The following is a 10,952-nucleotide window of genomic DNA, read 5'->3' as shown; positions in this document are numbered from 1 at the left end:
GCGCGAAACAACTTAGTATTGTCGCCATGAATACGACTGCCAAACTCTTGCGACGCCGTACCCCGCTGCCTCAGCCAGGGAAGCCGTGCGTGTAAGCGTTTGCCGATCACAAAGCCACAGGTCTCCCCTGTGGCTTTTTTTTTGATTCGCTCCAGGACCGCCGTATAACCTCATTTCAACCTTTGTATCAATGCCTTTCAGGAGTCCAGCATGGAATTCAGCCAGTACAACGTCAACACGCTCATGCACGTCACCAACCGCCCTCCCATCGTCTTCACCGAAGGCAGCGGCATGTGGCTGACCGACAATAACGGCAAGCGCTATCTCGACTACCTGCAAGGCTGGGCCGTCAACTGCCTCGGCCACTCACCCCAGTGCATTGCCGATGCAGCGAGCGCGCAGGCGAAAAAGCTGATCAATCCGTCACCGGCTTTCTATAACGAACCGTCGATAAAGCTCGCCACGCTGCTGACCGACAACTCCTGCTTCGATCGCGTCTTTTTTGCCAACAGCGGCGCGGAAGCCAACGAAGGTGCCATCAAGCTGGCGCGCAAATGGGGCAAGGTCAACAAGAACGCCAGTGGCGAAAACCGCTACGAAATCATCACTTTCAACCACGGCTTCCATGGCCGCACCCTGGCGACCATGTCCGCCAGCGGCAAGGCCGGCTGGGACACGATGTTTGCGCCGCAGGTGCCGGGCTTTCTGAAGGCGGAACTGAATGACATCGGCAGTGTGGAAAAACTCATCAGTGACAAGACCGTCGCGGTGATGCTGGAACCGGTTCAGGGTGAAGGCGGCGTGCTGCCTGCATCGCGCGACTTCATGCAGGCGCTGCGCAAGCTCACGACGCAACGCAACATGCTGCTGATCGTCGACGAGGTGCAGTCCGGCATGGGCCGCACCGGCGAACTGTTCGCCTATCAACTGTCGAGCATCGAACCGGACATCATGACACTCGGCAAAGGCATCGGCGGCGGCGTACCGCTGGCTGCCTTGCTATGCCGCGAAGCGGTCGCGGTATTCGAGGCCGGCGAACAAGGCGGCACCTACAACGGCAATCCGATGATGACGGCTGTCGGCGCCGCCGTATTGAGCGAACTGCTGAAGCCCGGCTTCATGCAGTCGGTCAGGGACAAAGGCGAGTACCTGCGTGCGCAACTGCTGCAACTCTCGGAAAAGCACGGCCTGCAGGGAGAACGGGGCGAAGGTTTGCTGCGCGCGCTGCGACTCGGCAAGGATATCGGACCGAAGATCGTCGAGACCGCCCGCGACATGGGACCGGTCGGCCTGCTGCTGAACTCGCCGCGCTCCGACCTGCTGCGTTTCATGCCGGCATTGAACGTAACGACCGAAGAAATTGATCAGATGATTGCGATGCTGTCTCAGGTGCTGACGCAACTGGAGCAGTAGGATCGGTTGCCGGCTGACGGAGGGTCAGGAATGGATGTGTCCAGGGACGAGGTATTTCAGCGGATCGCCGACGAACTCGGGTACAGCTTTGACGGCGAGATGAAGATCGGGGGCAACTACGTGCCGCTGGTACGTAACGGCGATGAAATCTATATCAGCGGGCAGATTCCTCGTGTCGGCGACACCGTGGTGGTGACAGGCCGCGCAGGTGCCGACGTCGATCTGGACGAAGGCCGGCGCGCGGCGAGGATCTGCACGATGCGTGCACTTGCTATCCTGCGCCAGTCTCTGGGCAGCCTCGATCATGTTCGAAAGGTATTGCGCATCACCGTGTATGTGCAAAGCGCCTCCGACTTCACGCAGCAGAGCGAGGTGGCGGACAGTGCCTCTGAAGTCTTGTATGCGGTATTCTCATCCGCCGGCGTTCATACGCGAACGTCCGTCGGTGTCTATCAGCTTCCAAAGAATGCGTCAGTGGAAATAGACATGATCGTTGCCGCCAACACCGTTGAAACGGCCCCCGGTGCCTGACGGCTGCGCGATATGCACGGGTTGTCGATCGCGCCGGCGGGCTGCTGAAAAACTTCGCGAACAGGCCCGCGTTCGGGTCGCTAGCTTCTCAGCACATCCACCTCGATCTTTGCGGAATTGACCTTGCCATCCCGCCAGTACTGCAATCCGACCGTTGCCCCCGGCTTCGTACCGCCAACAAGGCGCGCAAGGTCGGCGGTCGAGTTCACCGGCTGATCGTTTAGCGAGGTGATCACATCACCGGGGCGCAAACCCGCCCTATCCGCCGGACCGCCACGCTGCACGCCGGCCACCAGGGCGCCTTTTGTTTCCTTCATCCCGAAGGATGATGCGATCTCGTAGGTGAGTTCCTGGAGCTGCACACCGATGCGCCCACGCGTCACCTTGCCGCTTTCCCGCAATTGATCCGAAATGCCGATGGCGATGTCGATCGGTATGGCGAACGAAATGCCCATGTAGCCGCCGGTCTGGCTATAGATCTGGGAATTGATGCCGACGACCTCCCCTCTTGTACTGAACAAAGGCCCGCCGGAATTGCCGGGATTGACCGCGACGTCGGTCTGGATGAACGGAACATAGCTGCCGTTGGGCAGTACGCGCCCCTTCGCACTGACCACCCCGACGGTTACGCTATTGTCGAAACCGAACGGAGCGCCGATCGCCGCCACCCACTCGCCCGGTTCCAGCCTGGCGGGATCGCCTATCTTGACCGGCAGCAAACCGGTTGCATCAATCTTGATCAGGGCCACATCCGTATAAGGATCCGCGCCGATCACCCTCGCCTTGTATTCCCGTTTGTTTGTCAGCTTCACCGTTACATCATTGGTCTGGGCAATGACATGGGCGTTGGTCAGGATATAGCCATCCTGACTGATGACGAATCCCGAACCGAGGCTGCGCCCAAGCGCCTCGCCGGCATCGGGCGTTCCGCCGAACCGGCGAAAGAACTCATGCAACGGGTGACCTTCCGGCAATCCGGGCAGGTTGCCCTGCCCCGGCGCAACCCGGGTGGCGCTGATGTTGACGACGGCGGGACCCTGCTGCTTCATCAGGTTGACGAAGTCCGGCAATCCTATATTCTGTGCGGCGGGAGCGGCAGCCTGGGGTGCCGGCGGCGGACTTGCCGCAGGCGCCGGCGCCGTGCCTGCCTGCTGTTCATTCCCGGAAGGCGAGCACGCAGCCAACAGCAGGCACAGTGTGGCGGCAGCCAATCTTCCGCAAGCGCGCGACGTATCGATCATTCTTTCTCCATTCCATGACTGAGATGCGTATTCAACTGCGTTCAGGCAGGTCCTGCCCTGAACTTTTCAATCGCGAGCCGCTTGCCGGCAAGATTCCCCGATGCCGAATCGTTTTTGGGCGCACAAGGCTGCATAGGCGCGAGAATAACAAAATCTGCTTGGCGCCATTCAAAAAGGCCTGCAATCGCTTGATTGCAGGCCCACACTTCCGCTTGAAACCAAAACGGGCGGCGACACAAGTCGCTCGCCCCGTCAGCTGACGGTCACGTTCACCTTGCGCGGCGGAACTCGTTCTGCCTTCGGCAACTCGACGCGCAATACACCGTTGCTGTAGGTAGCCTGCGCCTGTTCCGACACGACCTGCGCCGGCAACGGGACCGAGCGGCGGAAGCTGCCGTATGCACATTGCAGCACGCGATAACGTCCCTCGCTTTGCTCCCGTTCAAACCGCTTCTCGCCGCGCACGATCAGGGTCCCGTCCTGTACTTCGATATCAAGGTCTTCCTTGTCGAGTCCGGGCATCTCGAGCTGGACGACGATGCGCCGATCGTCCTCGAAGAGATTGCCGCCCAACATGGCCCAGCTGCCGGAAGGCATGAAGAACATGTCGTCGACCTCCGTCCGTGCCGGCAGATTGGTGCGCTCGCCCGGCTTAAATCCCGTAAGCGCACTGGATGCCGAATGACGCAAATGCTGCCATCCTTCGGATACGGAATCCCAGAAGGAATTCAAACCCTGCTTGATGTCTTCAATTTTCATATTGACCTCCGGTAAATTGCGCGTCTTCCAGCGCAAAAGTCAGACCGCCAGCGTGACGTAGTCAACCCACGCTGATCTCGATCTTTCGGGGCTGCGCATGCTGGGCCTTGGGAATCGACAGCTTCAACACACCGTGCTTGAACTCAGCGGTTGCCTTTTCCCCATCCAGCTCCTTCGATAGCGTAAAGGTCCTGCGGTAGCGCGGCACCTTGATTTCCGCATGACTGGACTCCATGTCCTGCGGGATGTCCAGAGCCACCTGGCCTTCAATGGTCAGGCTGTTCGCCTCGAGTTGCAGATTCAGTGTTTCCTTGGACACCCCGGGCAGATCGGCAAACAGAGTGATGCCCGACGCATCCTCGACCACATCGACAGGCGGCATCATGGCGGCATCCGCTGTCGCGCCGTTGCTTTCGCCTTTGGTAATGTTCGCTTGGTTGTTCATGGTTGTTCTCCTGCGCTCACGTGCAAGTGAATGAGCAGATTTCTCTAATGGATATCAGTGCACCGAAATGCGGCGCGGCTGCATCGCTTCATTGCGCTTCACGCTGATGTGCAGCACGCCGTCGCGGTATTGGGCGGATACGCTGTCGGGGTTCACATCCTCCGGCAAGCTCAGCACCCGCTTGAACCGGCCTGCGAAGCGTTCATTGATATGGACGGTCGCCTTCGTTTCCCGGCTCGACAGACTGTCGCTGCGCTCGCCGGCGATCGTCAGCACGCCGCGTTCCAGGTTCACCTCGATTTTTTCCGGATCAAGCCCGGGAATGAACGCGTACAACTCCACCGATTGCGGCGTGCTGCCGACGTTCAATGCAGGAAAACCGCCGCGCCCGACGCCGCGGATACTGGGTTCAATATCGAACGCCTGCTGGACCTCCCTCTGGAGGCGATCCATTTCAGCAAATATATCTCGGGGAAACATCGATCGATACATCATCTCGTTCTCCTTTGAAATAAAGGGTGGAGGGACAAAAACGGCATACCGGCCTCCGTTCTCGCGTAACAAAAATATATGCTAATGAGCGAATTTCAAGGGCTTGAATCGCATGCGTTCAACTCTACTTGTGAGCAAGGAAACCTTAAGGAGTATCGATTGGGATTCAAGGACTATTTTCAGCTCCTTGGCGTCGATCGGGACGCCAGGCGGGAAGACATCAAGAAGGCGTATCCGTGCTACCGGATCGAGGGGTCCATTCCACGCTGCCGGTCACGCCATGGGAAGCGGCACTCGGTGCCACCGTGGAACCCAGGGTGCCGGACGGCATGGTGGAGATGCGCATCCCGGCAGGGTCGCAGTCGGGACGCAAGCTGCGCCTGAAGGGCCGAGGCATTCCCGGCTCTACCGCAGGCGACTTGTATCTCGTACTGGACGTCGTGCTGCCGCCCGCCAGTAATCCGAAGGCGCGTGCGCTCTATCAAACGATGAGCCAGCGAACTTGCGTTCAATCCGCGACAGGGACTCACAACATGATGAAGGAACAGTTTGCACGCACACTGGAAGATGCCCGCCTGACGCTCGACGAGGTGGCCGTGAGTTGCAGCGTCAGCCGGGAATGGGTCATCGAACATGTGCAGGCAGGCATACTGCTCGGCGATACAGGCGCCGATTCGGATGTCTGGCTGTTCAACAGCCGTGACATGCTGCGCGCACGCGTCCGGCACGCGGGCTTGAGTTTGGATTAACGGCATACAAGGAACAATCGACATGCCCTTACACATTGTCTGTCCGCATTGCCATGCGACTAATCGCGTCCCTTCCGAGCGGCTGTGCGAATCTCCGGATTGCGGCCGGTGCCATCGCCCCTTATTTGCAGGCAGACCGGTAGCGCTTACCGCGGCGGAGTTTGATCGACATGCCGGGAACAGCAATATCCCGCTGCTGGTGGATTTCTGGGCACCATGGTGCGGCCCTTGCCGGATGATGGCACCCGCATTCGAGCAGGCTGCCGGTCAGCTTGAGCCACATTTTCGACTTGCCAAGGTGAATACGGAGGACGAACCGCATCTGGCGGCACGTTATGCGATTCGAAGCATCCCGACCTTGGCCCTGTTTACAGGAGGCAAGGAAATTGCCCGTCAGGCCGGCGCAATGGGTGCGGCGGACATCGTACGCTGGGCACGAAGTGTCGTTCGCTAATCTCAAGAAAGAAGAGGCATACTGAGCTATAATTGTTGCGCCCTGTGGCAAGCCTCTCCGCTCCTGCGGAGACGAATGCCGGTCCCGAGTTCCCCCCAACTTCTCGGTCGTGCGCGTGCAAAAGCACACCTGAGCACAAGCGCAAAGACAAATCTTCACCTCGTATCAGTCGTTACCAGGCGCTGTTGATGCAGCGTTTTCACCTCCACTGGCCTGTTGCTGCGCCCGGCAATCCGGCCACAAGAGTCTTTCTTAACTATTCGCGCCTGACAGACGCATTTCGCAATTGCACGTCCCAAGGACAGTCAGTTGGCTTCTCGTCCCGCTCTCACTGTGGACTTCAGGATCATTACTTTTGTTGCACAACATTCATACTGGAACTAAAAATGGCTAAAGAAGAACTTCTTGAAATGAACGGCCTCGTGGCCGAAGTACTTCCCGATTCACGTTTTCGCGTCAACCTTGATAACGGTCACCAGCTGACCGCTTATACCTCTGGAAAAATGCGGCAGAATCATATTCGAATACTGGCAGGCGACAAGGTAACGCTAGAGTTGTCACCTTACGACCTCAGCAAGGGTCGCATCATCTTCCGTCATCTTGAGAAGCGTGGACCAATACCGTCCGGCCACCAACGCCGTCGTTGATTACGTGGAAGGAATTGCCATGACGCTGGAAAGCAATGCACAGACCGTCCGCCTCGCCGGCGCCGACGTCATATCTTCAATTGCCATAGAAATTGCGCGTGAGAAAGGCATCACTCTCACCAAATGCGAGTGGGATATCGGCGAAGATTTCGCCCATGAGCATGCGCACCGGATGGATATGTTTACTGACGAGAAATCGGTACGGCTGTATTTTCCTGACCTGGCGCTGACCGCGCCGGATCAGCCTGCACGCAGGAAGCGGATCGAAGACAAACTCAGCAGTGCAATTGCGCAGCTGGCTTCCCGCTCTCCTGTCGCAACATACTCATTTAACTAAAAACCCGGGCCGGAGAATTATTCACACCAATGCCGGATTTGCCTGTATAGTCGCTCCTGCACTTGCATCAAGTCGTCGTTATTGTCGGTCTCTTTCCCGTCTTGCTCTCTCACAGAGCCATTCCTGTTTGACTCCTTCCGGTTACATTTCTTGGTCTTGGGTGCATTCCGGGCGCAAGCCCCCATCCTCATCAAAAGGAAATGACATGAGTACTCAAACAGGCACAGTAAAATGGTTCAACGATTCCAAAGGCTTCGGCTTCATTACGCCTGATAACGGTGGCGGCGATCTGTTCGCACACTTCCAGGACATTCAGTCGACCGGTTTCAAAAGCCTTGCGGAAAACCAGCGCGTGTCGTTCGATCGCGGCACTGGCCCCAAAGGCGAGAAAGCAACCAACATCTGTCCTATCTAAGCATACGAACCTTCAAGGTTCCGCTGCTATCTAATTCATTGTCCGGTGAAGTTTCATGCTGCACCGGAAAACATCGCAGTCTTTCCGGCAAGCGGGGACACCACGCAGATAGCATGGGTTTCCGTTCCATCGGTTCAGGGGCACCTGGCAGATAGCCCGGGTTCCTGAAGGATGAAAATGTGTTGTGAATGAAAGCTCGCTTCGGCGAGCTTTTCGCGTTTACCTGTCAAAACTTACCAGGATATGTCCGCAGCGCCTCAGCACTGCAGGCTGGACGAACGACCGGCTGGTATGCATCAACAACCCGTCCCGCAGACAGCGCAGACAGGTGCGCACTTACAGTAACCTCGTTGGACAGGTCTAGCCGGCTCCGGCGTTCAGCCTGCAGGCCGGCGATCGATGTCATTGCATCCTGGAATGCTGTGCGTCATGTATCGGTAGCAGCAACTTCACTTTTTCGTGGTGCTCATCGCGTTCGCGCACCGGCAATCGGCACGTGCCGATTGCAGCGCGCCGCGGGAAGGTATGGATATTGCAAATGACTCCAAGGTGACGAAGGAATTACGCAGCTGGGGGAAGCGAAACGTGAAGCAGTCCTTACAGGCCACGCTCTGCGTTTCGATATTTTCATTAAACCGGCAATTTTTTCCTCCTGCTCGGAAAAATTGCAAGCTTGCAAGAAGCTCGTCGACGCATCTCTTCCACTACATATTTAGGAGCAATCATGGCATCAAGCACATTAGACCCCGACAACATTCCGGAACCGGACCGTCAACTCGGCACTGGACATGGCGCTGATGCGCTTGGCCCGAGTGACACTTCCGATACCGGCAGCGACGTACAGGGTGGACTCAGGGCGGTCGAAGAGGAGGTATTGCCCCTCGACAGAGGGACGACCGAAGACCCGGATAGCCACAATATCGATGTGAGCAGTGAAGGTATTGATTCGGCAGGAACCGGAGAAAGTTCAACGGCAGGACGGAACAGCGACGTCGAGCTGGCCCGCGATATCGGCGTGGACCGTATTGACAGCATCGCGACCGACGACGCGGATTTCCCCGAATTTGATACCGACATCCCGCCGCCGGCCAGGCAGGACGACAGGCCGCCGCAAAGGCGCTAGAGTGGATCGATAGCCGACGGCAGGGGGAGCCGGCAGGTTCTCGGAACACAGGTGCATATGGCCGCCTGGCGAGCACCATCTCTCCGGGTTGCCACTGCCTGACCGCAAACGTGCTGAATAAGAAATGCCCCGCCTGCGCGGGGCATCGATCTACGCGTAACGACTACCTACGAAAGCGGATTTGCCGCGTGACGCGGTGTTACTTTCTACGCACAGGCGGCAAGTCGGTGCAAACGCCTTCGAACACTTCAGCCGCCATACCGATCGATTCGCCAAGTGTCGGGTGTGGATGGATCGTCTTGCCGATATCGACCGCGTCGGCGCCCATTTCGATCGCCAATGCAATTTCACCGATCATATCGCCCGCATGGGTGCCGACGATTCCGCCGCCGACGATACGATGGGTCTCGGCGTCGAACAGCAGTTTCGTGAAACCCTCCTCACGGCCGTTTGCGACCGCACGTCCCGATGCGCCCCACGGGAACAGTCCCTTTTCCAGCTTCACGCCTTTTGCCTTCGCCTCGTCTTCCGTCATGCCGACCCACGCCACTTCCGGATCGGTATAGGCAACCGACGGAATCACGCTGGCGTCGAAATGGGACTTCTGGCCTGCGGCCGCTTCCGCCGCGACATGGGCTTCATGCACGGCCTTGTGCGCCAGCATGGGCTGGCCAATGATGTCGCCGATGGCATAGATATGCGGCACGTTGGTGCGCATCTGCGAATCGACGTTGATGAAGCCGCGGTCGGTTACGGCAACGCCGGCTTTGTCAGCGGCGATCTTTTTGCCGTTCGGACTGCGCCCTACCGCCACCAGCACCATGTCGTACAGTCCCGGCTCGGGTGCGGCGATTGCCGGGTCGGCGGACTCGAACGTGACCTTGATGCCTTCCTTAAGTGCTTCCACCCCAACCGTCTTGGTCTTGGTCATGATCTTGTCGAAGCGCTTCTCGTTGAATTTCTGCCAGACCTTGACCATGTCGCGGTCCGCGCCCTGCATCAAGCCATCCATCATTTCGACCACATCGATGCGGGCACCGAGCGTGGAATACACCGTCGCCATTTCCAGTCCGATGATGCCGCCCCCGATGACCAGCATTTTTTTCGGGACGCTGCGCAGTTCCAATGCACCGGTGGAATCGACAATGCGCGGATCTTCCGGCACGAAGGGCAGATTCACGACCGACGATCCGGCTGCGATGATGGCCTGCTTGAATTGCACGGTTTTGCGGCTACCGTCAGGGGCGGTGACTTCCATGTGATTCGGACTGAGGAATTGTCCGACGCCCTGCACGACAGTGACCTTGCGTGCCTTTGCCATGCCGGAGAGCCCGCCGGTCATCTTGCCGATGACCTTGTCCTTCCATCCGCGCAGTTTATCGATGTCAATTTCCGGCTTGGCGAAGCTGATGCCATGGGCGGCCATTGCCTGGGTTTCGTCGATGACGGCTGCAACGTGCAGCAATGCCTTGGAGGGAATGCAACCGACATTGAGGCAGACGCCGCCGAGCGTGGCATAGCGCTCGACCAGGACCGTCACCATGCCGAGATCGGCGGAGCGGAACGCTGCGGAATAGCCCCCGGGACCCGCGCCCAGCACCAGCATGTCGCACTGGATGTCGGCCTGCCCCCCGAAGCTGGCGGCCTGCGGTGCCGGAGCGGCCGGCGCAGGCGCTTGCACCGCAGCGGCAGCGGCAGCGGGAGGAGTGGACGTACCGTACCCGGCGGTCGCATTCGCGGCAGGAGCGGAAGCCGGCGCCGGCGCAGCGGCGGATGCGCCGGCAGCGTCGGCTTCCAGGGTCAGGAGCAAGGTTCCTTCGGATACCTTGTCGCCGATCTTGACCTTGAGTTCCCTGATCACGCCGGCATGACTGGCAGGAATCTCCATGCTGGCCTTGTCGGACTCCACTGTGATCAATGACTGATCGACCTTGATCGTATCGCCGGCCTTGACCAGCAATTCGATGACTTCCACCTCTTTGAAGTCGCCAATATCGGGGACTTTGACTTCAATCAAGCTCATAGCGTTCGCTCCGTTCGTTCCCCTCCCCTTCCAGGGACAGAGGTCGGGGATAGGTAAATTGGCTGCACCAACTACATTCTGTCGCCCTTCAGCAGGAAGAAATGGCGATCATTCGTTTTGCTCTTTTACAGATCATTCTTCATCGGCATACTGAAAATCCGGAACGGTCCCGCTGTGCTCTTGTCGAATTCCGCGCCGGCATGCACGCCGATTTCTGCAATTTCCCGCGCGCTCTGCAAGCGGTCATATACCGCGTACATCGCGCCGAGCGCAAAGTTGCGGCCGCTGCCGATACCCCAGAAGCGATCGAAGCTGAAGACTTC

At 58.4% G+C, this 10,952-nt stretch carries 13 protein-coding genes and 2 pseudogenes; 9 read left to right on the top strand and 6 right to left on the bottom strand.

All coding sequences use genetic code 11. The annotated features are described in order from the left end of the window. Positions 1–210 precede the first annotated feature (210 nt). Both V7080_RS18440 and V7080_RS18435 read left to right on the top strand, forming a co-directional pair. A complete protein-coding gene (locus V7080_RS18440; protein ID WP_334189855.1) occupies positions 211–1,413 on the top strand; it encodes an acetylornithine transaminase in 1,203 nt (400 codons plus the stop codon). A gap of 30 nt (positions 1,414–1,443) precedes the next feature. Further along, positions 1,444–1,944 carry a RidA family protein gene (locus tag V7080_RS18435; protein ID WP_334189854.1) on the top strand — a complete coding sequence of 167 codons (501 nt, stop codon included), beginning with the start codon at positions 1,444–1,446 and terminating at the stop codon, positions 1,942–1,944. A gap of 80 nt (positions 1,945–2,024) precedes the next feature. On the opposite strand, the gene V7080_RS18430 is transcribed toward V7080_RS18435, so the two are convergent. The 4 genes from V7080_RS18430 to V7080_RS18415 form a co-directional block, all read right to left on the bottom strand. Further along, positions 2,025–3,185: a trypsin-like peptidase domain-containing protein gene (locus tag V7080_RS18430; protein WP_334189853.1), complete on the bottom strand. Its 1,161-nt coding sequence runs from the start codon at positions 3,183–3,185 to the stop codon at positions 2,025–2,027. Between the two features lie 252 nt (positions 3,186–3,437). Beyond that, a complete protein-coding gene (locus tag V7080_RS18425) occupies positions 3,438–3,944 on the bottom strand; it encodes an Hsp20/alpha crystallin family protein (RefSeq protein ID WP_334189852.1) in 507 nt (168 codons plus the stop codon). A 61-nt stretch (positions 3,945–4,005) separates the two neighbouring features. Then, positions 4,006–4,389, bottom strand: a complete 384-nt coding sequence (locus V7080_RS18420; RefSeq protein WP_334189851.1) for an Hsp20/alpha crystallin family protein — start codon at positions 4,387–4,389, stop codon at positions 4,006–4,008. Between the two features lie 54 nt (positions 4,390–4,443). Then, complete coding sequence (locus tag V7080_RS18415) at positions 4,444–4,881, bottom strand: Hsp20/alpha crystallin family protein (protein WP_334189857.1); 438 nt, start codon at positions 4,879–4,881, stop codon at positions 4,444–4,446. Positions 4,882–5,129: 248 nt separating this feature from the next. On the opposite strand from V7080_RS18415, the pseudogene V7080_RS18410 reads away from it, so the two are divergent. The 7 genes and pseudogenes from V7080_RS18410 to V7080_RS18380 form a co-directional block, all read left to right on the top strand. Beyond that, positions 5,130–5,418: pseudogene (locus V7080_RS18410) on the top strand (DnaJ C-terminal domain-containing protein); the annotation flags it as partial. Then, the gene (locus V7080_RS18405; protein ID WP_334189850.1) at positions 5,415–5,630 is read left to right on the top strand and encodes a hypothetical protein; all 216 of its coding nucleotides are present in this window, start codon (positions 5,415–5,417) and stop codon (positions 5,628–5,630) included. The pseudogene V7080_RS18410 and the gene V7080_RS18405, both read left to right, overlap by 4 nt. Positions 5,631–5,652: 22 nt before the next feature. After that, positions 5,653–6,084, top strand: a complete 432-nt coding sequence (gene trxC / locus V7080_RS18400) for a thioredoxin TrxC (protein WP_442947251.1) — start codon at positions 5,653–5,655, stop codon at positions 6,082–6,084. A 386-nt stretch (positions 6,085–6,470) separates the two neighbouring features. Then, complete coding sequence (gene infA / locus V7080_RS18395; RefSeq protein ID WP_334189849.1) at positions 6,471–6,731, top strand: translation initiation factor IF-1; 261 nt, start codon at positions 6,471–6,473, stop codon at positions 6,729–6,731. Between the two features lie 19 nt (positions 6,732–6,750). Then, positions 6,751–7,068, top strand: a complete 318-nt coding sequence (locus V7080_RS18390) for a hypothetical protein (protein WP_334189848.1) — start codon at positions 6,751–6,753, stop codon at positions 7,066–7,068. Positions 7,069–7,273: 205 nt separating this feature from the next. Then, positions 7,274–7,483, top strand: a complete 210-nt coding sequence (locus tag V7080_RS18385; RefSeq protein ID WP_334189847.1) for a cold-shock protein — start codon at positions 7,274–7,276, stop codon at positions 7,481–7,483. 724 nt (positions 7,484–8,207) lie between these two features. After that, complete coding sequence (locus V7080_RS18380) at positions 8,208–8,606, top strand: hypothetical protein (RefSeq protein ID WP_334189846.1); 399 nt, start codon at positions 8,208–8,210, stop codon at positions 8,604–8,606. A gap of 199 nt (positions 8,607–8,805) precedes the next feature. Here V7080_RS18380 and lpdA read toward each other — a convergent pair whose 3' ends face one another. Beyond that, positions 8,806–10,629, bottom strand: a complete 1,824-nt coding sequence (lpdA, locus tag V7080_RS18375; protein ID WP_334189845.1) for a dihydrolipoyl dehydrogenase — start codon at positions 10,627–10,629, stop codon at positions 8,806–8,808. A gap of 125 nt (positions 10,630–10,754) precedes the next feature. After that, positions 10,755–10,952: pseudogene (locus V7080_RS18370) on the bottom strand (MFS transporter); the annotation flags it as partial.

This window comes from Noviherbaspirillum sp., assembly GCF_036846085.1.
In the GTDB taxonomy this organism is placed as follows: domain Bacteria; phylum Pseudomonadota; class Gammaproteobacteria; order Burkholderiales; family Burkholderiaceae_D; genus Noviherbaspirillum.
This window is presented reverse-complemented; position numbering and strand designations above follow the sequence as displayed.